Genomic DNA, 24,149 nt, shown 5'->3' with positions numbered 1-24,149 from the left:
AGCGTAAAGTGAAAAACTCCATCTGTAGTTGTGCTGTGTCAAGTGCTATTTTCAGTACAGATGGGAGATGCGATTGCGATCACTGTTTCTTTGCATAGCCATCATCATTTTGCCCTCTGCTGCATTTGCAGCTGAGTGCACCACGGTTATTGCTGGTCCGAACGAACTCGCGACAATCTGGAGCAATTCGCCTTCATCCGACTGGGATTTTCTGAAGACAGCACGCTATCTCTATTCCGACGATGCGAGTTCAGAGACGCCTGAGGGGCAAAAATCTATAGCCGATCTCTTTGTAGAAGTGGCTGACGCAAATCCATACTCAAACGAGTTCGATACGGTCCCAAAGACTTACTCCTACATCCTGAACTCCGGGGTGTGGTCTGAGGCAAAGTCTCGGTCCGACACTGACGAGCTTAGATCGATAACTTCTTCTCTCTATTTGGACGGCGGTGGAAAACGCGTTCCAAACCCGGCGTACGCCCGCTACCTAAAACTTTCAGCGGCATTCAATGATGCGGACAAGAACTGGAAGGAAAATCAGTCGGCCGTAAACGAGTTCAAGTGGAACCAAGCTCGTCTAGACTTGGAAGCGGTTGGGAACGGAACGAAATACGCGTTGCTCGAAACGCGACTGAAGGAACTAGAGGTCACCAATGCGGAGCGCAGAAAGGAAATGCTGGAGGGATTGTCAAACTCAAGTCCCACGGAAATATTTCCAGGCGCGCTCGGTCTACGGAGCCCATTGGGCTGGTCGAGTTTTAGCTCCTCACCAGTCGAAAAGCTCGACAATTGCGAGCCAGAGACGTCCTTGGCAAGTAACACATGGCCGATTCTTGCTAGATCAAATACAGGAGTCGCGGAGTATTTTTCTGGCCGGGCAGGCAAAGACGGAGGGTTGTCCATTACGTTTGAAGGAGTTCAAAACCAAGTAATGCGTCCGTGGCTGGATTTACGACTATTCAGCATGAGAGGCTGGTCCCTACCTGCTCCGTTAAATGTCCCCGGTTCGATTTCTTGCGGCGACATCCGCACTCTTCATTCGGGCGGCGCGTGCGGAGTCCTTCCCAAGATTACGAGTGGCATATTGATTGCCCGAAACCTGAAACTTCGCAATCTATCGACAGCACTTAAGAAGTGGATTTCCGACAACTTAAAGCAATCTAATGAAATTTGGATTGGACCACTACGACTAAGTGATCTATCAGACAAGTCGGACGATGGCTCCGTGCGATTACATGCAGTACTTTCTTCTAGCACTATTAGTTTTGCTCCGGACTATATCGTGCTTGCGGCCGAAAGGATGCTGATTCCGATGTCGCCCCCGACGGAGGAGCCTGCAAGGCCGCGTCTAAAAGGCGATTGAGCGAAGAGGGCACACGCCGAGGTCAACGCTACTATCGTCGGCTTTCAACTGTGCTGGCCACTTTCCAGTTCGCGCCGCGCGATCCGAGGCACTGCCGCACACTGACGTGCCGCTGAACTTTCATCCAGCCACGCTTAGAGTCTCGGTGGGTTTTCAGCGAGACCGAACTTTGCTCCCCCCAGAGCTAGAGCTGTGCGCCACTGATCACGTTGGATGCCGAAAAACGCCTCGGCGCGCCCAGGCCTCTCGGCCCGTCGTGGGGAACCCGGCTGCGCCTTCAGAGCGCCCTGCCGCTCGATTAAGCACAACAGACAATGCGTCTTCTACAGATTGTACGTCGTGAGCAACTCGAAAGCAGTTCCGCAATTCTGATTCACACATCGGAGCAAACGTTTCGAATTCCAAGGCTTCCGTTGCGAAATTCATGGCACGCGATTCAATCTTCAACATTTCCGATTCAAAATTCGAAAACGGCGTTACAACATCAAACGACGTTAGAGGTAACAACACTAACTGCACGTTGATGGACATCTCTTGAGGCTAACGCGTACACTCGTCGTCAGGATAAGCAGTTCCACATCTGAATTGTACTGGATTTTTCGCCGCTCAACCGGCACGGAAGGCGTAAGAGCAGTTGCCCGCAATGCTACATCAGTTGCGATATTCCGGTTCAGATCTCGAGATTTCCGATTCAAAGCCCAAGGAAAACGATTCAAATTTCTCCGCTTCCGATTCAAGTGCCAGAGTTCGCGTTGCAGATCTTAACGACGTTGATCGACCGCCGCGCCAAAGGCCTGATACATGGAGGGAACACCGGCATGCAGCCATCTCGGCATTGCTTTGGCCTTCTGCGCATCAACTGCGTCTTCGACAACCTGATAACCGTTGCAAGCACACCGTTCGCAGTCCTCGGCAACGCAAAAGCAGTTGCGCATTTCTGATTCAGAATTCCAGATTTCCGATTCGAAACTCGAGAATGCGGTTGCGATGCTCAAGATTCGCGTTGCAGATCTCGATATTTCCGATTCGATTTTCAAGGAAGGCGATTCAACATTCCAGGCTTTCGATTCACGCGCCAGAGTTTGCGTTGCTGATTTTGACGGCGTTTATCAACCGCCGCGCTCCAAGCCCTGAGCAACGAAAATGGAGGGCACCGGCATAGCGGCCATCTCCGCACTGCTTCCGCGGCGACACATCGACTTGCGTTGTCGACAACCTGAATACCGTCGCAAAGCACACCATTTGCAGTATCCGGCAACGCGGAAGCAGTTGCGCATTTTTGATTCAGAGTTCCAGATTGCCGATTCAAAACTCCAGATTGCCGTTGCGATGCTCAAGATTTGCGTTGCAGATCTCGATATTTCCGATTCATGAGCTGATGTTCGGGCAGACGATAGTCGACCGGCGCAGTTTGTCACTTGCAACACCCTGCGCCAGACTGAAAAGGCTGGAAAGTGTGCCTGCGGAGGCGGCAGCGCTACCGGCACGACAGACGGAGGGGATTCCAAGATGAGAAATTCAAATAGTAGACGTCTCAATCATCAGGCAGACTATCAGAGAGCTTACCGACGCCAGCAGAAGGCGTCACGCAAGCCCTCACGGGACGATGTGGCGCGCCTGGCGCTGTATCTCGTGATCAGCGAGGGGCTGAAGGATGGCCAGGAACGCAAGCTCGCTGCGTGGTGCGACGTGGTGACGACTGGGTTGGTCGACCAGGGCTTCGATCGAGATGCCACCCGGAACCGGCTTGATGAACTCATCGAGCGCTACGCGGATGGTTGGGATTTTCAGCGTAAGCCGCATTTGATGCACGCCTTTGGGCCCTCTCAATAAGGCGTATTCTCCCCCTTACTCCATCAAACGCCGTTGCCATCTGAATCGCTCAAACGATCTGCAACTTGGGGAAGCCGCGCAATATCCGGCTTCATCCTAAGCACAACCCAGGAGTTTGCGATCGGGGCGTTTCGGCTGCCGGCTAAGTCAATCGCAAGGCATGGCGGAGCAATGCGACCACAACGCCAAAATCGTTGACGAGAACCGGAGACCGCGGCCACGGTCTACATAATAGGAAAAAGATCCTTGCAAAGAATTCGGGATCCTGCCAGGTTGCCGCTCGTCAACCAAGGAGCAATCGATGTCCTCCGAACTCGCGAACGAATTTTTGGGCAGCATCGTCGCGCTGCGCCCCGAGCTGCTAAGGCAAGCCGCTTTTCTGATCGGCAAGCAAACCGAAATCGGGCCGCCGGATGACTTTGTGCAGGATACCCTCGCCACCGCCCTTCTGCACATCGACCGCTTTGAATCTGGCAACTTGCCTGGTTGGTTGATCGCGATCCTCCGCAATCACATCCGTAACGCTCGCCGCCGCCAACGCCGCAGTCCGATGTCTGGGTCGCCACTGAAAATGGCGGACGGTGGCGAAACCGAGATCATCGATTTTCCCGTCGATGCCACCCAGGAGCTGACGCTCGAACTTGAAGATATAATGGCTGCTCTGCGCACTCTGTCTGCAGCAGATCAAGAAGTCATTTGGTTGGCACGAGTTGAGGGACTTTCCCCGGCAGAAATCGCAGGCCGGCTCTGTGTGCACATTGGCACGGTTTACACGCGCCTTTCGCGGGCAATGACGAATCTCCGTGCGGCGTATGACAAACCACCCGCGGGAACGACGATGCGCCTGAACGTGCCTCGTCATCATGCGGCTTGAGAATGCTGTGATGCCCTTGAGAATTCATCTGGTCGCCGGCTTCCACGGCGGCTCGGGCCGCAGCTTGACGGCTGCACTGCTAGCGTATGGTCTCCATCTTCAGGCTCGCCGAACGCTGTTGGTGCGGCAGACTTACGACGGCTCTGTCTCGGCGATCGATCCGGTCGGGGCAACGCTGCCATTCCCCTGCACGTCGTTGTTGCTACACCCCCCGTTCGAACTCACCACCGGTGTTTCTATCAAGCTCGCGGCGGCGATCAATCAGGCCGACGCGCGGTTCTTAATTGCTCTCAAACATCTTGCGATTGCGGAGGTCGGCGCAGATGGAGACGTCGTCGTCGATCTGTGCTGTCACGACCGTGCCTGCAATCGGGCGACCATGCGCGGCGCGGCAGTGATCATCGTTCCAGTTCGAACGTCGGTGCTCGAGATCGACTGGGCGTTTCGCAGTTTCAGTCATTTTCGGGACAAGCAGCGTAAAAGAAGGACTCCAGTCCCGACATTGCTGGCGGCCATTGCGCCGGACAGGGAGCGAGATCACCAAAAGGCCTTGCTGGATGCCATGCTGCGCGAGAGCGATCCCGAGCGCGAGTTGATGCCAGCTGAGCCGGCAGACCTCATCGAGGAGGTGCCGTTTCTCGACTCTGCCGCGCTGACTGCGCTCCTGTTCGAACGTTCAATCTGGCAGGATCCTCAGCTGATGGAACGCTGCCGCGCTTTTGCAGCGGCAGTGGCGGTTCACGCCGATGCGTACGTGACAAGGATGAAGGGAGATGCGGATGACCTCTGACCGTCGCGCCGCCTCCCTCGGTCACCGTCGGCCTGCCACGGGAACAGCGGTGGGGCATTGCTGCGTGGGCCTGAGCCGATGCCCTCGTGTGCAGGGAGGAGAAGGTTGCATTGGTCCATTCCAGCTCCGCAACCCGGGACGCCGAGCTGAAATCGCCCACGCCGCGGCTGAACCTGCTTCACCTTCCGATAGACTGGAAAGAGGGAGAGCCGACTCTGCCGCGCGGCGAACGGCGCATGACCGGCTCGGGGATACGTTCGCCCAGCGACCATCATCATTCAGCGCGACCACGGCGAGCCCCAGCCGGTCTCCCATCGAGTCGCCAAGTGCTGCCTCGTCAATAAGGTCTCGAGCGGATCACCGGCGGTAGACAGGCCGATTTACGGTGCCCCTCTGCCTGCGTGCAACAGCGCCCTGCCCCACTTTTCCTCAAGTTGAACGAGCCCCTAAAATGCTCACCCGCAGCTTCCCGTTTCTTGACCCCAGCACGATTACCGCGGAGTTCTCTGAGCGGTTGACTTCGTTGGCCAGGGACTGTGCCCTGCTGGAGCATGACATCTCGTTCGTGGAAGCCAGATTGCGGACGGCACCGACACTGGACCTCTACGTCCCCATGCTGACGCCACTCGGCCTCCGTCTCGTTGGCCAGGTGACCGACCATCCGCAGCTCGGATCGCGCTGGATCATCACGTCGCAGTTATGGTTTGCAGATCCGGGAGGACGGTGGGCTCGCACTCTGTCGCGATTCTATAATTTGGCACGCCCCGCCGATCCAGGCGGTCAGAATCCCATCACAAACTCATCCCTGTCTACGTTCGACGACAGCGACATGGACGGCTGGCCAAGAAGCTACAATTGATCGGCAACGATGGTAACGGTGACGTTCCGTCGTCTCCCGGTGCCGCTAAGCCGGACGCTATCGTCGACGGCGCCGCGGAACCGATAGCGACCATAGCGGCATGCAGGGACTGCCACGCCTGCCGCGCTATGCAATGCTCGCGAAGGACGACGTCGACGACGCCGTCAGCGAACCGTCTGATCGCTGAGATCGATGAGCTTTCGCCGAGCCTGCCCCAGACCGCCGACTGGGCGGCCGCGAGACTTCCGAGACCGGCGTCGCCCTTGCGGCTGAACTCGACCGGCTGGCGATGGTCGATGGCCTGCCGGCATTGCGGAGGCTGAGCGACAGCGTCCGGCTGACGACCTCAGCTACGTCCGTTACGTCGCAAAGGCCGGCATCCTAGAGCCGTTGCCGGCCCTACTCTCGACCGCTTCCGGATCGTCGCATTCCCAAAGGCCACCCTGGACGATCGCGATACCCTTTTCCGGGTTTAATCGACGCCATTGCTGCGGAACGCAGCGTCGATGACCGTTTGGTTGCTCCTCTCGACGCCACTGAGCGCCCTGCAATCGCGCCTGGCTGCCGTCTGCGCCGGCTTCCCAAGTCCACCATCCAATTCAGTGATCGCACTGCGTCGAGGCATTGACCGACCATTCTGACACATCACAACCCGATCTTTGCTAACGATTCAGAAAATCATCCAGAAACTCCGATGCCGGCTCAACCCCCGTGACCATCAGATGGTCACGCGCCCTAGTGCATGCGACGTAGAGGAGATGCCGTTCCGTATCGTAGACCTCTTCAAGATCCGCGTCGTCCGCAACGCTCTCAATGCGTTCTTGGAGCGGGATGACCTCGTCATCGCAGCCCATCACTGCAACCGCCCGGAATTCCAGCCCCTTAGCGAAGTGCATGGTGCTGATCGTCACAGCTCCTTCGACTGAACCACCCTCCTCGCTTGGTTCCGAGCCGGCGATGCCCGCAAGGTCCAGCGCTCTTCTGACACGACTGAGCTGAGGATCAGAACGAACGAACACTCCTATTTCGTGCGGTCGGCACCCATGACGAAGCTGCTCTTTGATCCACTGACCGACAGCTGCCTGCTCTTTCTCTTGGCTCGAGAATACTGCGACCTTCGGAACAGGCCCATCAAACATCGAAACAGTGCCCCGGCGGCCTTCGGCATTGCCGTCTACGTCCGAAACAGTGGCAGGCAACAGTCGGTCGGCATGGATACGTATCTGGTGTGAGGTCCGGTAATTAATACGCAACGTGAAAGAACGCCCTCGCACATCAAGACCGAGGGCCTTCCACGAGAACGGTTGCTGGAAGATGCGCTGGCCAAGATCGCCCGCAAAGAACAGCCCGTCCGACTTATCGCCCGCCAGTGCGCCCAGAAACCGCGCCTCGGCAACCCCGAGGTCCTGAGCCTCATCGACCACCGCATAGTCAAATGGCGTCCTACCACCCATGGCCAGATCGCCGGCGAGCCGGCCAAACACATCGGCCCACGTGACCGCCCCCTTCTCCGAAAGGCCGGCCCGAAGGCGTTCGAAAATCGCCCACAGGATCTCCCGCTGCTTTCCTCCAATTCGCGTCTTGCGGCCGAGCCGGGAGACATCCCGATATGCCTCCCAAGACTTCAGTTGCCACGCATCGACAACGTCACTCCACTCCCCAAACAGGAAGTGTAACGAGAATTTGTGCCCATCGACCTCCACAGCTGCTTTCGTGAGCAGCTCTCTGATCAGTTCTGGCGGGGCAATATTCGGTTTCCCGAAACGATGACTGTACAGATCATATCCGACAGCGGAGAGAGACTTCACCATGACTCGGCTGGCTATGGTGGACTCATTTCCTGCCAGCGTTACAAGCCGGACGCGCAACGCGTTTGCGAGCGCCCTGGAGAACGTTGTCAGCAGCACCTGCGCATGCGGATTTGAGCGGGCAAGGTGAACAGCCCGGTGCAGAGCGACGATCGTCTTGCCGGTTCCCGCTGAACCCGAGACACGCGTTGGCCCAGAATAGCTTCGTTCGACCAAGGCTGCCTGCGAAGGATGCAGGAAGACCGCCCACTTGTCCCATGGATAGTCGAGCGCTCGTTCCAGTTCCTCGACATTGGTCAGGACGCGGAATCGGCGCTGCGCGTCTGGGTGGGCGAAGGGATCGGCCTCGGCCGGCGCTGGCGGGGGCGGCTCGGGCTTCTCGCCGACTGCGAGCTTCAGGAGCGCCTCCTGCGCCTCCTGGGGCAGATGCGCAATGATGTCGAAGAGCGTGTCCTCGGTGGCCGTGCGGACATCGTTGACCCATTCCTCCGGCACTCCGAAGGCCATCAACTCGAACTTGCGCAGATTGTCGAAGAGTTTCGGTTTCGCCGATGAGCTCGGGGCCGGCGCAGGCTCGGCCGCCTCCTTCGGCCTGACGATCTCGACTTCTTGTATGCGCTCCCGGACCTCGACGAGCTGCATGGCGCCGGTGGTGGGATGTCGCTCGATCTTACGCCGCTCCGCCCATTTATAGGCATCATCGTGATGATCGACATAGACCAAGAGCAGGCTCGAGGCAGTCCGATGGACAATGAGCCGGACGTCGGCGTTGACACGCACGGACCAGAAATTCGCGTCCTTTGCGCGATCCAGCTTGTGGAAGCTCAAGCCTGGCGAAGCCGGATTGAGTTGGAGGTCGAAGGCCGTCGTCTTCGCCGCCTTCTGCTCCTGTGCGGTAAGGCGCGACAAAGATTCTGTGAAGGTGTCGGCAATCCGGAATTCCATCAGGTCATCCTTCGCTGCCGCAACGACACAAGGATGAACGAACCAGAATCCGGGGCAGCCAGACGCAGCGCCTGTTCGTCACGCTCGACCGCCTCGCCCTTTCTCGGGCTGAGGCCCTTCACCAAGGTCCAGTGGGGAGGACCGGACCGGCCCGCATATGCTTCGAGACGAGCTCTGTCACTTTGAAGCGTCGGCCGATCCGTTTTCGCCGCCTCCTCCTCGGCGAATACCGGGTCCCAGCCCGCTCTCTGACGCTCAAACGCATAGTCGAGCGTACCAGAGCCATATGCCGTAATCTTCGCCCGCACTTGCTGCATGTTCGGGTTGGTCGACGGGCTGAACGTGCCCGAGGGAACATAGAGAAGGGTCGGTCGGGTGGCGTTGTCGACGTGCCAATCGGCTGCGAGCATCCGATTGCCCCTTTCATTGTCGGCGCCCAACGTTTGGCAAACGTAGCTGGCAGAAGCCCCGCTTCGGCTCGCCAAGGCGGCTTCCGGATTGGGGGGAAGACTATTGAAGAGAAAGAGGTGAACCTCGGTCTTCAGGTTGTCGATCTGAATGCCAGCAGGCAGCTCAAAATACAGTGCCTCATTGTTCCTTGGCCGATCCTGAGGTGCTGCCTGCGCAAAAATCAGAATTGTCCGCTTGATCTGCCAGTCGGAGGGGATCTTTACCTCGGCGCGAAGACCATCGAGATACTCTCTCCACCACCAAGCATATGCATCCTTGAGCGAGGAATCGTAGGCAGTTGCCTGACCACGAGCCTCATCGATATATTGCCTGACCTGCCGGAATTGAGGTTCATTTCGGTCGCCTTCCAGCATGACTGACGCTTCGCCATTCATGCCATCAAGCGCAAAAACTGTCGCGTTGTGGGAGCCGATGAAGGCGCAGGCCTGTCCTCCCTCCAATTCCATGTAGTAGATTTTGCTGTGGAGCATCGGGTGAAATCGGGCGAACGGGTTCTTCGGCGTGCCCGTTTTGAACGTATGTCCGAGATGAACAAACAGGCGATCCTTCGGAACGCCGACGCTCAAAAGCTCGTCCATCATTTCAAACGCGGGAAACGTCGCCGCACCGATGATGAGGCATTTCAAGGTTGCGGGCCGCCTTCTGAGGGGCGCCCCCACCAGGTCCATGCCACCGGGTGTTGCGAACCCCACAACGATGCTGCTCTCAACCGACCGATCGAGTCGATCCTCGATGAGGGACGCAATCTCACGCTGAGGGGAAGCGAAAAGCACGGTTGTTGAAACAGGCATTCCACGCTCTCACGCGACCGCGAAGACCTTCATCACCTCGTCGCCGAGGTGATTGATGACCTTCACCGCGATGCGGCCCGACTCAGGCTTCGGAAACGGACGCGACGTATCGGAATAGAGGCTTTCCCAGGCCTCCTGATCGATTTCCGCTTTCAGGGTCGTCTTCAAGGCTTTGTAAGGATCGTTGGCACCGAGGAAATAGGCATGGCGGACAAAGAAGCTTTCCTCGTTGTAGTCGGTGTCGAGCATCCACAGCGCAATGCCGTCGGTGCCTTCGGAGATCACTTCGCCGGTCTGCGGCTTGAACACATCGACGCCAAACACCTTGACACGGATCATGTCGTCGCCGGCGTCCTCGATCTTGATATCCGGCTCGCCGAAGATCACGAACAGGTTGCCCGTCGCGGTCGCCTTGAGATCGCCCCCCATATGCAAATCGGGGTTCATCCGGGCCTTCAGCACAGGCACGCGCCCGAGCTTGTCGAATTCCGAGGAATGGGCATCGTAGTTGAAGGCGCAGGCAATCAGCAAATCGAAGCCGGCATCGCCGCACTCCTTTGCTGCGGCGACGAGATCGGGACGTGAGACCGTTCCGAACTCGGGACCGATGAAGATGCCGGCGCGCTTCTCGCGCTCGCCCTCCATGAACACGCCCTCGGCGCAGATGAAGCGGCCAGGCCATCCGCTTAGGCTCGTAAACGCAATCCGATCCTCCTTGTGCGCCTGCTGGACGCCCGCCACCTTGAGGTTCTCGAGGATCATCTGAGCGAAGTCGCTGGACACGTCATCGCGGTCTGGCGCTTCCCGTTTGCCTTCGGACGCCTCGAGGATCTCGATCAGCTCGTCGTCCCAATCGACTGCGAGCGTGCGATGCGGCGACAGGCTCTCGACCGTGAAAGGTCCGGCAACGCGGATGCGAGAATTGTCGACGTAAGGCCTGTCATAGAGAAATTCGAACTCGGCCTTGGCGGCGATGGAGGCGTCGATCTCCTTCTGTCGGGCGATCCGCGCCTCCCACCATTGGCCGTGAATTTCGATCGCCTTCTGGTTCGTCCAAGGATCGATCGGCCGTTCCGGCAGGGTCTTGAAGGTGTACTCACGACCCAACACACCATTGAGCTTCGCGAGCGCCTTCTGCGACTTCTTGCCGATCTCGTCCTCAGTAATCGCTTCTCGCAACTTGGCATGAATAGCCACGGCCTCCGGCTTCCAAGGATCGCCCGCGTCGCGCGGGATTTCCCATTCTTCCCAGGGCTGATTGCGACCGAGGACGCGATTGAGATCGCTTCGGAGCGGCTCAAGCGTCTCTTGCCACCGATCCCAGATCACATCGATCTCGGTGTTGTTGGCGATTGACCTCAGCGTGATGTGCGGCACTCGCTCATAAACGAAGCCGTGCCGAATGTCGCCCCGCGTGAGCGACGACTTGGGTGCAGCTCGGGTGATCTCACCTTCCTTTCGCTGACCTTCAGCAGAGTCGGCGAGGAGATAATAGGGAAAGCGCGCGCCCATGAGCCTCGATCTGGCAAGCGCGATGGCGACACGACTGGTATCAATGGTGATCCATCGCCGCCCCCAATTCTCAGCAATAAAGGCTGTGGTTCCCGAACCGCACGTTGGGTCTAACACGAGATCACCAGGGTCTGTGGTCATCAGAATGCAGCGTTGAATGACCAATGGACTCGTTTGAACCACGTACACTTTCCTATCAGCGAACCCAGAAATTCCGGTATCCGTCCACAGATCGACGATTGGATAGACAGGAAAATCCCTGAGAAGACGACGATATCGCAGTGTGCTACCTATGATTAGAGTCCGGGAGCTCTTGGCCAAACGTCCAAGTCCAACCTCAGTAGTTTTCCATCTAAGGTTGCCAGATCTAAGTCTGAACGTTCTCCCCTCAACATGAGCATCATAATTTGTAGTTGTCGCACTGCCTGTGGAGGTCAGATCAGCATGCGCCATTAACTCCCAGCCCGGCTCCATTTTCTCAGCAGCCACAGCTGCGTTGACGATCGCGCCGTCGGGACTTTGCATGAAGGTGAATTGAGTAGCGCCTTCTTCTCCAGGATTCTTTTGATTGAAAAGTCTTCGAAATTTTGCGCGAGATCGGTCTCTGAAATACCACACTATGTGATCAGTCGATCCAGCTAGAAACTCAGAAGCTAGGCCAGATGTGGTCTTGTAATTGATAACTGGTCCTGCGTTCTCCTCACCAAATACTTCATCCATCAAGACTCGAACCCGATGTATATTTTCGTCACCAATCTGCACGAAGATGGATCCTGACTCATGCAGAAGTTCGCGCGCCACCGTGAGCCGATCACGCAGATAGCCAAGATAGGAGTGAATGCCATCGCGCCACGTGTCGCGGAATGCCCGCACCTGCTCCGGCTCGCGCGTGATTTGGTCCTTAGCGCCATCCTTTACGTCCCTCGAAGTGGTGGACCATTGAAAATTGGAGTTGAATTTGATGCCGTAGGGCGGATCGATATAAATGCACTGCACCTGCCCGCGAAGGCCTTCGCGTTCGGCAAGCCTCGCCATCACCTGCAGCGAATCGCCGGAAATCATCCGGTTCGACCAGTGCCCTGCATGTTGATAAAATTCTGTCGCCGCTTCTTTGTCCGGTAGCCCATTGAAATCGGAGAACAAGTCGATCGTCGCACCGATCTCTTCTTCCGCGCGTTCCTTCGTCTCGCGCTTGAGATCGTCGATGATGACCTTCGGGTGCACTTTCTCTTGGATGTAGAGCGGCGGCGCGGCCACGACCAGGTCTGACCAGTCCTGCTCGTCCTTGCCTCGCCAGACGAGCTGCGGATCGAGATCCCGATTGCGCCGCTCATATGCGACTTGGATCGGCCGCTTGTCCTCCTCCAGCATCACGCTCTCGAACTCAGCCGTCGGAATGTTCAGCCGCGTGGCCGCCTTATGCTTCAGCGCCTCGACCTCAATCGGCTTCTTTGCCATAGACCCCAGCCCTTCTCTCTTACGCCGCTGTACTCACCATGAGACCGCTGTCTTCGGCTATGTCATCTGGCACTTCTTGCTCGTCCGACGAACTGCCGGCGGCAACGATATCGTGGCCCGTTACCCTTGCGATGAGAGCCAGCAGCCGCTGTTCGCGATCGTTCATGAATCTATCAAAGGCGTCGGAACGCAGGAGTTCGGGGGCGATGCAATGCGTCTGGAGGTAGCCATCCATCATCGTCGGCACAATCGGCGGGTCGTCCTTTTGGCCTGACTCTAGCCGCTGCAAATAAATGGACGGCGCCACTCCGCCAATTCTTCGATTTGTGCGGTAGCTGAGCGGCGTCTTGTTGATGATGCTGTCGTAGACCTTCGCTTCGATACCCTGATTGCGGCACCAGTCTTGCGGAAAGATGTGGTGAATATCGACATCCTCGTCGAAAAACACCGTCTGGTCGAAGGTTTGGCCAGTGCGAAAGTCCTTCGCACCTTCCTGCATCAACAGCGCATGCACCCCTTTGTATGCGGCTGAACCGCGGCTGCGCATGGTTCGGAGCCGATCCGACCGGAGAACGCCGTCTCGCACCGTGGTCGGCTCAGGGCCGCCGGCAAGCCATGCTGGTACCTCGACGATATCTTTTGCGAAGCGAGACTCCACGGCCGAGCCATAAAGCTCGCCGAAAATCCCGCACCAATACCAGCGAGCAAGCTTGCGCTTGTTTTCTGCATGCTCCCACTTATCGCCGATCTCAGCGAGGATCGCGGCCAGAGGAACAATCTGCGTCTGATAGGGCAAATCGATGCCCCTGTAGATGAACTGCTGCCTCAAAAACTTCGCAGCTGTGGTGAAGCCTTGTTCGACGCGGTCCTTGTTGGCTTTGTAGGCGCTTAGTGGAAGGTCGAGGAGCGATTGTCGCGTCGCTCGAACCGCTGGAAGATCGCTCTCTTTGACCCCAGCAACAACAGCCTCCTGACGCACCTTCTTCGTGTGCAGCAGCGCAACCGCCTGAAGGAAATCCGTACTCGCAACCTTCTCCAGCACACCATACTTCTGGCCTGCCATGTGACCAAAATGCTGCAAGCGCGATTGTTGACCGAAACTACCGGCTGCGCCGAGCCAGTCGTCGCGAAGCCTATAGCCCTCGGCGGCGTACATAGCGGTGACGAGCTCAAACGCATCGAGGGCCTTCCCGCCAGTGTTCACCTTCTCGAAGACCAAACACACGGCTTCATGAGAGGTGTCGTGGCCAAGCGCTATGACGGGAACCTGATAGCTTTTGAAATGCTGCAGGACTTCGTTTTTGAATCTTTGGAAGATCTGGCGCTTTGCCACGTCTCCCTTTCCGATCCAGTAGTCACCGAACCCATCCTGCCAAGCGTCCCAGTTAAACACTTGGTTGACGGGGAACATCAGCTGCTCGTATTCGGACTCCGCTGTGGACAGGTCGAGCGTGATCTTGCGATCGAAGTCCTCCTTGATCTTGCGATCTTCTGGCAACGTGAAGATCGCATCCTCGCGGTCGAAATCTGACCTCAATGCCTTTTCAATGTCGATGTAGAACCACCGCTTCACGAGCTTCTGGCGTGCAGTGATGGTCTCTACAACCTGCCTTCGCATGCATGTCTGGTAGAGTGAAGTCATCCGCTGCTGGCCGTCGAGCAGGAGTTGGTCCGGCGCTTGGCTCGAGGCCTCGGGAGGCGCGCCCTGAATTGGCCGCCGAGCGAACGTATCGGCAGCGCCGGCTTTCATTTCCAACGTCATCAGCGCGCCAACTGGGAAGGCCTCCGATATTGACGCGATCAGGCTCTTGATCCGATCCTCGTCCCACACCCAGCTGCGTTGGAAATCGGGCAACTGAATCTTGCCGCTCCCGCACTCCTTCAGGAGATCTTCCAATGAAACTGGATTGGTCTTGAATGCGGTCTGAGCCATTCCACGCCCCTCTTGTCGCTATGCCGCCGAGCTCACCGCGCCCGCGTTAGCAAGCCGGTCTATCAGTTTGTTGAACTCAGATTCGATCTCGTAGACCGCTGTAAATTCCTCGAATGCCCAGCGCCCGAACTTGCCGAGATTGTTGACGCCCGGCACCCAATAGGAACGCATGGTGTTGGCCTTCTCCTTGGCGTTCTCGCCGCGGAAGCCCTTGATCTCGACAATCAGATTGAGCGGCTCTTCCCGACCATCATTCACCTGAATGATGAAGTCGGGGATGTATTTCCTTGGGGTTGAGCCCATCAAATACGGGACCTCAAGGCCGAGATTTTGGTTCTTGACGTAGGCGCGCACCTGCGGATGCGCCTCGGCGACGCGGCAAAACTCCGCCTCCCAGTCGCTGTCGCAGATCACCCAGTTGAGATGACATTTCGGCGGCGGACCGTTCGTCTGCCAGCGCGTTTCCTTCGACGTCGTGAAGTTCACATAGGCCGTGGAGCCCGTGGGATTGTAGGCGTCGAGGATCGCCTTCACGGGATTCTCGCCGACCAGCGACAGCGTGATCGCCGCCTTGATCCGCTCGGTCGCCATGTCGGCGATCTCCTTGTAGAGCAGCTGCGCCGGATAGGTGCCGCCTGAGCACTTCAACGAGCCGCCTTCCAGCCATTGGCGGGTAATCCGCTTCAGCTGACCGAACAGGTGAAGCTTCGGCTCCTCGCCCGGATCACGGTATTTGTTGTAGAGAAGATGCCGAGCCAGATGAAACAAGATCGTGGATGTACGCGTATCCTCGAGATGGGCGAGCGTGAGGTCGACGCCCTCTCCGATGATCCCCTGGTTCTTGGTAACGGAAGGTCCGACCAACTCCGGCGTCAGATGGAGCGTATGATCGGGGCCGAACGTCGCTTCGAGACGCTCCGCGGGCAGTTCAACGCGATAGCCTTCGACTCTCGGGAACACAATCTCGAGCGCGTCGCGCTCGGGCTTCACTGCATGAACTCGAACGGTCTCTCGCGGCGGTGCAGGCTTTACGATCACAGGCTTAGCTGCGAAGTCGAACGGAATGCCAAGCACGTCCGCATATTCGACATTGAACAGACCATGGTCGTTCAAATCATAGGATTGACGGCGCAGGCCACGGCCGACGACCTGTTCGCAAAGCAGCTGCGTGCCAAAGGCTCGAACGCCGAGGATATGCGTGACGGTGTTGGCATCCCACCCCTCGGTCAACATCGAGACCGAGACGACGCAGCGAATCTGCTCGCCGAGCCTGTCCTTCTTGCCAACGGTGTTCATGACCTCGCGCAGGAGTGTCGCATCATCGATCTCGCCGCCGGCCCGTAGATCGCTCGCGTCCTTGCCGCCTCGTGCAAGTATGTCGCGTCGAAACCGCTCGATCTCGTCAGCGGCCATCTCACGAAAATCCTTATCGAGCGCTTCGCCGGATTCGAGCTGCGCCGAGTCGATCAGGATCGTGTTCGGCCTGGCGACCCGATTGCCAAACTCATCGTAGTTGCGGAAAAGAGGTAGGCGACCATTTTCAAGCGTCGTCGTTCCGTCGCCATTCTCGCGGTGGAAGCCCGAGATGTATTTGTAAACCAGTTCCGACGTCGATGTGTTGTTGCACACCACGATGAACACCGGCGGGACGCCAATGTCTTCATTCTCCCAAAGCTCGAACGTCTTCTGGTAGTGGCCATAGAGCGCCTCGATGGCCGATAACAGGACGGTGGGAAGGGCAAGCGGATCATAACCTTTGGCTCCGGCCGACCGTCCCTTTTTGGGCAAACCGCGGGGGCTCTTCTTGATCTCCTCCCACAGATTGCGGAATTTCGGCGTGTCCCCACCCGGCACGTTATCGGCGACCGGAACTCGTGGCAATTTGACGATGACGCATTCAATTGCGTCCATCAGAGAGAAGTCGCTCATGGTCCAAGGGAATAGGGTTCCCTCGTGATAACCGGAGCCGCGCAGAAAGAATGGCGTCGCGGAAAGGTCGTAGACCAGCGAAATTCCGAGCTTGCGTTTGACCGTCTCCAACCCGGAGATCCACATCCGGGCGGCCTCGTTGTTCTCCTTCGCCTCTTCCTTCTCTTCACCTTTCAGATCGTCTTCCGTCTCGACGGCGGCGTCCTTCACTCGTTGGCGGTAACAATGGTGGGCTTCGTCATTGATGACGACAATGTTCTTCATCCCCATCAGCTCGGGCATGACGCGCTGAAGCATCTGACCCTCGGTTTCGAGAGTCTGCAGTTTCTTGCTGGGATCCTTCTTGGCCTGCCAACCTTCGATAGCTTCACGCGTCCCCTTCGATACGTCGATACGCTCGCGAAGCTTGAACGCGTGATAGTTTGTGATGACGATCTTTGCCCGATCGATGTCTGCGAGAAGATCAGGCGGTACGATCTCGCGGTGGCGATAGTAGCTCTCGGGATCGTTGGGCAGGAGAACCCGCAATCTGTCCTTGATCGTGATGCCAGGCGCGACGATCAGGAAACCGCGGGAAAACGTCTTGCTGTTGGGATGACGGACGGCGTTGATCGTCTGCCACGCGATCAGCATCGACATCACGGTCGTCTTGCCGGCGCCGGTCGCCAGCTTCAAAGCCAGCCGAAGCAGCTCCGGGTTCGCCTGCTCATTTCCACCTTTGAGGTGCGCCCAAAACTTAGCGACCCGCGGCCCGAGCTTAGGCGCCACCTCAGTGAGCCAGATCGCGGTTTCGACGGCCTCGATCTGACAAAAGAATGGACGAATGCCTTCGAACTTATGGTGCCGCCAATGCTTCAGAAGGCGAGCGGTCTCCGGAGTCACCAGCCATTGATCTGGATTAGGTAGATTGCGCCAGGTCTCAACGTAGGTTCTGATTTCGTTGATGATCGGGGTTGGATTGTATTCCTGTTCTTCAGAACTAAGGCCTTCCTCGTCTTCAAAGACAATCTGGGCCTGACCGCGCGCCCGACGCCGCTTCTTTGGCTTCGGGACCGGCGTCACCAAATCCGAGCGGCGGCGGGTCTCGAGGATCCGATTTGTCGGCTGCCCTTCTTCGTCGAGTTCCCAATGGCGACCAGGAAAGGCATAAGGCGAATTCAGGATGGGCTGCTCAAAAAACTGCTCTGTCACCGTGCCCCCACCTCAACTAGCTACTCAGCATCGGCCCCTGATCCGAAGCCCCACAATCAGCCCGGCGCCACGAATCCCGCGGGCATATCAAAGCCCAAAGCCCCCAAAACGGATTGATTTCGCTTGAGATTCGGAGCGCACCGTCGGCCATGAGCGTCGATTCGACAGGCGAACAGTGCCAGATTTCACCAAAAAAGTGTATTCGATCACCTTTGCGCTGAACGCCCTCTATTTATTGCGAATGATTTCAACCAGCTTGCTAAAAAGCTCCCCAGCACGATGCTGATCCAGCAGCCAGCCGTGGCCGAACGGCTCGCCAACCGGCTGCGGCTCCTTGAAGGCACGGAACGCACTGTGGCGCATGCGATGGTCATGGGTGCTGGCGTTGACAAAGCGCTGCACGCCGGGGATGCCCGCAATCGAATTCGCGACGCGGCCGTCCAGCGCCGGCGCGAGGAAGACCTGGAAATGCGAAGTGGACCGGGCCATCCGGTTCAAAAGGACGACATGGTCCCCTGCCCGCGACGGGACGATAAAACTTCGCATCTTGGTTGTGTTTGATCCAAGCGGCTTGACCTTGACGCCAAGCCGATCGGCGGTCGCGACGAGTTCGGCTTCCAGTGCCGGCGAAATCTTGGATCCCGGACCGCTGTCGCGATCGAGCTCCCGCACCACATCTCCGTTAGTCTTGAATGCCTGAACCGACCGGATTATCGCCGGCTGCGATGGGGCTTTGACGGCTTCTTGGCTCGGTTCACCGCGGCTCGTCTGCCTCGCGCGTGCGATCGACTGGCTAGTGTTAGGATCAAGATTCAGCCAGGTGACCGCACCATTGGGATGAAGATACGGCACGGGCGTCGACAGCGGCCTTGCATTGACGATCAGCCAAGGAAACAGCCAGCCATTAGCAAGGGCGCTCGCCTGCTCAGCGGGTGGAACACGATGGAACTGGACGGACTCGGCAAGCCCGTGTTGATCCAGCCGAGGCAGGCTGTCGACAAGGTCCGCTACGCCTACGATCTGGCTGCTACCTTTTCGGATCAACGCGATTTCGCCGCGCAAAGTGGTGTGCTGGGTGCGCAGCTCCCACGTTTTAGTGCCGTCCAGGATCATGCCGATCCATGGATCCCTGATGATCAGGCCCTTCATTGCGGCAACCCGGCCGTTCCAATGGTCTCATCGAAGAGCACTCCGACGTCGGCATCACCCACGGGCGGGGCCAGCATGTGCCGTGACAGCGAGCGCTTGCGTTCGAGTAATCTGTCTAGGTTGGCATCGAACGACCTATCGCCGAGCGTCGGATGCAACGCCATCGGCACGTGGATCGTCACCGGCTTCGATTGCCCGATGCGGTAGATGCGATCATTGCACTGATCTTCGACGGCTGGATTCCACCAACGACTGAGATGGATCACATGGTTGGCTGCGGTGATGGTTAGTCCTACACCCGCGGCCTTCGGCGAAAGCACCATCAAATTGAAGCCCGGCGGACCGTTCTGAAAGTGATCGACAATGTCCTGGCGTTTGGCACCCGGCGTAGTTCCATTGATGATGGCAGGCTCCGTCCTCAACCCCAGCAGCGTCGCCGCAGCTGCTGCAAACGTCGTCTGCACGTCGCGATGCTCCAGAAAGACCAGTGCCTTCTCCCCACTCTTTTCGATTGTCCTGAGAATCGAGAACACCTTCTGAACCCGAGCAGATTCGTCGACCCATTTGGTTGCCGCTTCAGGATCATAGGGGTCGAAATCACCACCCCCGCTGGGGTGTAGCGAAATCGAGCGAAGCGCGTGGATCACCTTCAGCATCGTGCCCGGCGTTCGATCGCCAGACTGCGCCTCGCGGACAGCTCGAGCATAGGCGTCGCTTTGCGCTGGCGGCATGTCGACGCGATAAGGCTTAATGCTTTTGACCGGAAGCCCGACCAGAATCTGATCCTTCATGCGCCGCAGCATGATCGCAGGAAGACCAAGCCGCGATTCATCAAGCTTTGCCTTGAGGTCCTTCAACGCGTCGTGGGCGTCTTCGGTGTGCGTTGCAGAGAAGGTCTTGAGATCACCGAGATAGCCCGGCGCCACCCGGTCCATGATGCACCAGAGATCTTCCAGCCGGTTTTCGATCGGGGTCCCGGTCAGGCCGAGCACGAAATCCGCATTGATCGCCTTGGCGGCATGGGTGTTGATGGTGCCCGGAGACTTGACCTTCTGCATCTCGTCGAAAATGACAATCGAACACGGAACGCGCGCGAAGGCACGGTGATTGTCGGCCAGCGTCTCGTAAGTCGTCAGGATCCAATCAGCATCACGAAGCCTGTCGACATCCAGTGCGTCTTCTGGCGTCCACTCGGCTGTCTTCGCGCTCTTAAGTTGCCTGAGCCCGGAGCCGAATGCATCGACCCGGTCACCGAGAACATGCGGCCCCAGATGAAGCTCCGCCTCGGCAGCCCAGTTTCGCAACAAAGCAGTCGGCGCTACGATTAGGATGGGACCTTTCCCAGAAGCACCTAACTTTCCTCGAGCCTTCGCGGCGGCGTTGTTTCGAACCCAAGCCATGAAAGCCAGTGCCTGGAATGTCTTTCCGAGGCCCATGTCGTCCGCCAGCAACACCCCCGGCCAACCTGCCTCCCAAGCGTCAACCAGCCATTTGAACCCCTCAGTCTGGTGCGGCTTCGGTCGTGTCGAAGCCAAGCTGCCGACCGGCAGCTCCCGACTGATCGCGACAGGCCGACGCGGGTGACTAAATTGGTACTCAACACCATCGATATTCTGTTTGAGAATGAGGACATTCTCATCCGGAACAGCCTCCCCCTCCTCGACTGGGTGTTCCGGGCTCGGATCGATATCCGGCTTGTCCGCTTTAGCGCGCAATCCTTCGACTGCAGCCTCGACCTCCGCGACAGTGTAGACTTCCTGATCGATGGAAACGTCAACGCGTTCTTCGCGCTTTGCGACGTCGACCTCCTCGATAATTTCATCCAGCCGCTCTGGCGTCAGTTCGATCGTTCGCCCACGCAACGTGACAGGAAAGGTTTCGGGAGCCCACTGCCCGGCCTTCTTCTGCAACCACGGAAGCTTTGGCGGATCCCATATACCCAGTCCAAGCACACGCTCCGAATATTGCTTCGTCTCCACGAAAAGACCGACCGCGGCCTGATCCGCATCGTCGCGTCCCAAAGCTGCCGCAATGGCCGGCCGAGGATTGCGCAGGAAATCGCGCCTGACTTCTGGAGACGCTTTGCGAATTTCACGAACCACATCGAGCGCGACCTTCAGGTCTCTATCCAAAATGACGAACGTATTTCGAGCAAGAACGTAGGCATCGCGTGTCTTATCCGACGGTCCGAATCGTTCGCTGGCAAATCGTCTTTGCAGCTCGGGCGGCAACAGCGCATCGGCAACATCATCACGGATTCCACTATCTAGGTCCTCCCCGTCATCTTCAGCTGGAGCATTGTCGTCTAACGACGGCGCCTTGTTGCGCCCCATCAGAACGGGAACCAAGTCTGGCCCATCGGCGGTTTCGCGGACATCGAGCGCAAAGCTGCCAGCCTGATAGATTGTCAGCGACCCAAGGAAGCCATCCGCTCTGACCTCCGATCCTGTGACCTCCCTCAGAGCAACCTGCACAGGTTGCCACTTCGTGATACGAGTTTCGATGTCGCAGCCGACGCTTTCATTGAAGCCATCTATCGCCTCGAGTAGCTCGAACAACGAAGAAGACAGCCGAGAAGTCCTATCCCCGACCTGAACAAACGCTCCAACCCGCTTGGCTGAAACCGGCCGGGTATGCTCGTCAAACCACCGCGCTCGAATGGTGCCGTCCGGCGTGTCAACACGTCCGTCAAAGGACAATGTGACCGACAAAAGGGACAGTGCAGGCACATTCAACTGATCGGCTATCGACGTCGGCAGCTTAGCGACTGCCGCATGTGGCAACAGGACACAATCGTCCTCCGTCCGCCCGTCCTGACTTTGAACAGCTCCCAACAATACTCGGGCTGCAACGCCAGCGCGGCCCGGCTCGCCGAGCCAATCACACACGGGAACTGCCACCGACTTCAAAAGTCGCCGACGTCTTGCTTCGATGCGGACGAGATCAGGGTGTAAAGAACAGACAAATCTGGGCGCCACTACTTCACCTGATACTCGCTAAGAGGAATACGAACGCCAGTCATCTGATGTAGCTTCCCCGCAACTTTGGATTGCCACGCATAAAACTCGGCACCACTGTGGGTGATCGCAAAGACTGGCACTGACAGGCTAGGTGACTCGCCGTTTGGAGAACGAAGAGCCGCAGGATGGTATGTGCTCAAGTGCAGAGTAGGTGCACCAGGCGCTTCAGAGTCGCTCCATATGATACACCTACCGTTGTGGCTCCATTCCGCAACAACGCCACGCCCGATGCGAAGCAAGAGAACAGCGTGGCCTCTATCGACGGTGCCTCCGTCAAACGTCGCAAAGGAAATATCCTTGCCAAAGGAGCGACGTGCTGCATCAGCCCCAAGAGGTCCGAATACAACCCATGCATCGGAGATGAGCCCCCGATCATAAACTGCTCCCCAGAATGCTCGACGATGCTTCCACATTCTCGCAACGGCAGTTCGGTCGACGACCTCTAAGAACTGCCTCAGTGATTGCATTGTTAGCCAGCGACGAACAATGGCTGCCGCCTCGCGCATCCGCGCCCACTTGGCTGGCTGCGATCGTGGATCGCCGAACAGGCGGAGCAGAACTGCCAAGAACTTGTCTGTGACATCCTCGTCTGGGGTAGAGTTGCCAAACGGAAACAGCAACGCTTCCGCAACTAGCGGTCCATGCTCTTGAAACAACAACTCACGTACATCCCGCAACGCAAATGTCTTGACCCATTGCAACCGGACGTCGTGGCGCAGTTCCTTACCATCTCTTAGCTGCTCCAATGCCGTGGCGATGCAGAACTTCGTAAATCCTGACTGCGCATTCACGGCACCCAGTCCATAGGAAGTAAGCACCGCCGCCGGTGAGATATTGCGCTGGACAGCCATCCGCGCCAAGTTTTGTGGTCCCTCCACAACATGGAACAGATTGAGATCGTTCTGGAGAGATGCCCATGGCTTTCCCATGCCGGCAGCTAGGCGCATCAAGACAGCAGATATCTCGGCTATACGGGACCGATCGGGTGCGTAACTCGCCAGGTAGGAAGAGGCCAGCGCCCGAAACGGCTGTCTTCTTCCTGAGGCCTCCGTGGCGCTTACCAACGACGTGACCGTCGCACCGTCTGATGCGAGCGCTGGTACCGTTTCCCACAGGCACCAAGCTGCATCGCGCGCTTCGCGGCGCGTTAACTCGCAGGTAGAAATCACCTTGTCCAAAATTTCGTTGGCAACAAGATTGTAGTTCTTGGTGGCCTTCGGTGAATCAGCCCCCGATGCCACTGATCCGATCTTATCCGCCTCACGGGCGATACGGGTGGTGGCTGGAATTGACAATGCAGGCCGAAAGACCGTTCGCAAGGCTCGTACCGAAGCCTTCAAACCACTCACTTCCGGCCTCCGCTCGCCGTCACAAGGCGATCAATTTCCACCTTCATTGAGTCGGTCAAATTGATGATTTGCTTAAGGCGTTGCTTGGAATCGACCTCCATGACAAAGCGGAGATCAATTCGACGGTTCCTGGCCCAGGCCTCACGGTTCTCGTCCGGATCAATGGGGCGAGTAGAGGCATAGCCCGAAACCGACAAGATCTCCTCATTGCGCGTGTTCCGCAATGCACGCAGACTCGGCGCAAAGTTGACGATCTCACGATAAGTATTTACCGATCGCTCCACCGAGAGCTGCCAATTGTAACGATCGTCGCCTCCCTTCGCTCCCGTCGAGTCTGTGTGTCCCTCGATAAAGACGGTTTCGACGCTCGATTCTAGCCCGGTGCGACACTGATTCTGTCCTGCGCCACTCTGACACGCCACGTAATTCGGAATCACTTTTTCAAGCACGCGCGCAATTCGATCGACATTGAGTTTGGCTCTATCCAGAAGAACTGACTGGCTTGCATCGAACCGAACGGCATCCTCCGTGAGACGCAAAACTCCGTTTGCCTCATCAATCTGGACATCCATGCCGTCCCGCTTGAGTTCAGATCTTAGGGTCATCAGGAGTTTCCGGCGCGTCTCCTGGCTTCGGTCCATGGCCGCAATCTCTGCCGTCACGTCCTTCTGAAGATCATCAAGCTTGCGTGCAATTTCCCGCGCAACATCGATGGCGTTGTCTTGGACATCGGTCTTGGTCCTAAAATCAAGAGCGAAAATCATGAGCATGATGATAAAGATGAACAGCACGCCGACCATCATATCGGTCATGGAGACGAAGTAATTCTCGCCCTCTTCAGCCTCCGAAGCACTTTCGTTCGCGATCATGAGTT

Annotated in this window: 16 protein-coding genes; 7 read left to right on the top strand and 9 right to left on the bottom strand. The window is 57.6% G+C overall.

Translation table 11 applies throughout. From position 1 onward, the window contains the following. Positions 1 to 73 precede the first annotated feature (73 nt). The 7 genes from ACFFJ6_RS19265 to ACFFJ6_RS19235 all read left to right on the top strand — a co-directional run bounded on the left by ACFFJ6_RS19265 (position 74) and on the right by ACFFJ6_RS19235 (position 5,719). Positions 74 to 1,363 carry a hypothetical protein gene (locus tag ACFFJ6_RS19265; RefSeq protein WP_378390816.1) on the top strand — a complete coding sequence of 430 codons (1,290 nt, stop codon included), beginning with the start codon at positions 74 to 76 and terminating at the stop codon, positions 1,361 to 1,363. A gap of 885 nt (positions 1,364 to 2,248) precedes the next feature. Continuing rightward, complete coding sequence (locus ACFFJ6_RS19260) at positions 2,249 to 2,497, top strand: hypothetical protein (RefSeq protein ID WP_378390814.1); 249 nt, start codon at positions 2,249 to 2,251, stop codon at positions 2,495 to 2,497. A gap of 9 nt (positions 2,498 to 2,506) precedes the next feature. Then, positions 2,507 to 2,737, top strand: a complete 231-nt coding sequence (locus tag ACFFJ6_RS19255; protein WP_378390812.1) for a hypothetical protein — start codon at positions 2,507 to 2,509, stop codon at positions 2,735 to 2,737. Between the two features lie 135 nt (positions 2,738 to 2,872). Beyond that, the gene (locus ACFFJ6_RS19250; protein ID WP_378390810.1) at positions 2,873 to 3,196 is read left to right on the top strand and encodes a hypothetical protein; all 324 of its coding nucleotides are present in this window, start codon (positions 2,873 to 2,875) and stop codon (positions 3,194 to 3,196) included. Between the two features lie 301 nt (positions 3,197 to 3,497). After that, positions 3,498 to 4,070, top strand: coding sequence for an RNA polymerase sigma factor (locus tag ACFFJ6_RS19245; protein WP_378390808.1), 573 nt, complete (start codon positions 3,498 to 3,500; stop codon positions 4,068 to 4,070). A 10-nt stretch (positions 4,071 to 4,080) separates the two neighbouring features. After that, positions 4,081 to 4,860 carry a hypothetical protein gene (locus ACFFJ6_RS19240; protein ID WP_378390806.1) on the top strand — a complete coding sequence of 260 codons (780 nt, stop codon included), beginning with the start codon at positions 4,081 to 4,083 and terminating at the stop codon, positions 4,858 to 4,860. A gap of 451 nt (positions 4,861 to 5,311) precedes the next feature. Next, a complete protein-coding gene (locus tag ACFFJ6_RS19235; protein WP_378390804.1) occupies positions 5,312 to 5,719 on the top strand; it encodes a DUF6634 family protein in 408 nt (135 codons plus the stop codon). A 662-nt stretch (positions 5,720 to 6,381) separates the two neighbouring features. Here ACFFJ6_RS19235 and ACFFJ6_RS19230 read toward each other — a convergent pair. The 9 genes from ACFFJ6_RS19230 to ACFFJ6_RS19190 form a co-directional block, all read right to left on the bottom strand. Then, positions 6,382 to 8,472, bottom strand: a complete 2,091-nt coding sequence (locus ACFFJ6_RS19230; RefSeq protein ID WP_378390801.1) for a 3'-5' exonuclease — start codon at positions 8,470 to 8,472, stop codon at positions 6,382 to 6,384. Continuing rightward, entirely contained in the window at positions 8,472 to 9,734 is a 1,263-nt protein-coding gene (locus tag ACFFJ6_RS19225; RefSeq protein WP_378390799.1) for a phospholipase D-like domain-containing protein, read from the bottom strand. Before ACFFJ6_RS19225 ends, ACFFJ6_RS19230 begins: the two co-directional genes overlap by 1 nt. Before the next feature lie 9 nt (positions 9,735 to 9,743). Further along, a complete protein-coding gene (locus tag ACFFJ6_RS19220; RefSeq protein ID WP_378390797.1) occupies positions 9,744 to 12,704 on the bottom strand; it encodes a site-specific DNA-methyltransferase in 2,961 nt (986 codons plus the stop codon). A 19-nt stretch (positions 12,705 to 12,723) separates the two neighbouring features. Beyond that, the gene (locus ACFFJ6_RS19215; protein ID WP_378390795.1) at positions 12,724 to 14,637 is read right to left on the bottom strand and encodes a GmrSD restriction endonuclease domain-containing protein; all 1,914 of its coding nucleotides are present in this window, start codon (positions 14,635 to 14,637) and stop codon (positions 12,724 to 12,726) included. 18 nt (positions 14,638 to 14,655) lie between these two features. Then, positions 14,656 to 17,757: a BPTD_3080 family restriction endonuclease gene (locus tag ACFFJ6_RS19210; protein ID WP_378390793.1), complete on the bottom strand. Its 3,102-nt coding sequence runs from the start codon at positions 17,755 to 17,757 to the stop codon at positions 14,656 to 14,658. A 228-nt stretch (positions 17,758 to 17,985) separates the two neighbouring features. Further along, positions 17,986 to 18,906, bottom strand: coding sequence for an ASCH domain-containing protein (locus tag ACFFJ6_RS19205; protein ID WP_378390791.1), 921 nt, complete (start codon positions 18,904 to 18,906; stop codon positions 17,986 to 17,988). Further along, on the bottom strand, positions 18,903 to 21,740 hold the full coding sequence (locus ACFFJ6_RS19200) for a DEAD/DEAH box helicase (protein WP_378390789.1): 2,838 nt from the start codon (positions 21,738 to 21,740) through the stop codon (positions 18,903 to 18,905). The genes ACFFJ6_RS19205 and ACFFJ6_RS19200 overlap by 4 nt, the downstream gene beginning before the upstream one ends. A 143-nt stretch (positions 21,741 to 21,883) precedes the next feature. After that, positions 21,884 to 23,275, bottom strand: a complete 1,392-nt coding sequence (locus ACFFJ6_RS19195) for an EH signature domain-containing protein (RefSeq protein WP_378390787.1) — start codon at positions 23,273 to 23,275, stop codon at positions 21,884 to 21,886. After that, entirely contained in the window at positions 23,272 to 24,144 is an 873-nt protein-coding gene (locus ACFFJ6_RS19190) for an OmpA/MotB family protein (RefSeq protein ID WP_378390785.1), read from the bottom strand. Before ACFFJ6_RS19190 ends, ACFFJ6_RS19195 begins: the two co-directional genes overlap by 4 nt. Positions 24,145 to 24,149: the final 5 nt, after the last annotated feature.

Origin of the sequence: Rhodopseudomonas telluris (genome assembly GCF_042432815.1) — a bacterium.
GTDB classification, from domain to species: domain Bacteria; phylum Pseudomonadota; class Alphaproteobacteria; order Rhizobiales; family Xanthobacteraceae; genus Rhodopseudomonas; species Rhodopseudomonas telluris.
Note: the sequence above shows the minus strand (reverse complement) of the source record. Positions and strands in the feature narration are given on the sequence as shown.

Bases quoted from the DNA above. Each gene is read 5' to 3' on its own strand.
- ACFFJ6_RS19245 (WP_378390808.1), top strand. From the start codon at position 3,498: ATGTCCTCCGAACTCGCGAACGAATTTTTGGGCAGCATCGTCGCGCTG.
- ACFFJ6_RS19250 (WP_378390810.1), top strand. From the start codon at position 2,873: ATGAGAAATTCAAATAGTAGACGTCTCAATCATCAGGCAGACTATCAG.
- ACFFJ6_RS19225 (WP_378390799.1), bottom strand. From the start codon at position 9,734: ATGCCTGTTTCAACAACCGTGCTTTTCGCTTCCCCTCAGCGTGAGATT.
- ACFFJ6_RS19190 (WP_378390785.1), bottom strand. From the start codon at position 24,144: ATGATCGCGAACGAAAGTGCTTCGGAGGCTGAAGAGGGCGAGAATTAC.
- ACFFJ6_RS19235 (WP_378390804.1), top strand. From the start codon at position 5,312: ATGCTCACCCGCAGCTTCCCGTTTCTTGACCCCAGCACGATTACCGCG.
- ACFFJ6_RS19255 (WP_378390812.1), top strand. From the start codon at position 2,507: ATGGAGGGCACCGGCATAGCGGCCATCTCCGCACTGCTTCCGCGGCGA.
- ACFFJ6_RS19230 (WP_378390801.1), bottom strand. From the start codon at position 8,472: ATGGAATTCCGGATTGCCGACACCTTCACAGAATCTTTGTCGCGCCTT.
- ACFFJ6_RS19215 (WP_378390795.1), bottom strand. From the start codon at position 14,637: ATGGCTCAGACCGCATTCAAGACCAATCCAGTTTCATTGGAAGATCTC.
- ACFFJ6_RS19205 (WP_378390791.1), bottom strand. From the start codon at position 18,906: ATGAAGGGCCTGATCATCAGGGATCCATGGATCGGCATGATCCTGGAC.
- ACFFJ6_RS19220 (WP_378390797.1), bottom strand. From the start codon at position 12,704: ATGGCAAAGAAGCCGATTGAGGTCGAGGCGCTGAAGCATAAGGCGGCC.
- ACFFJ6_RS19240 (WP_378390806.1), top strand. From the start codon at position 4,081: ATGCCCTTGAGAATTCATCTGGTCGCCGGCTTCCACGGCGGCTCGGGC.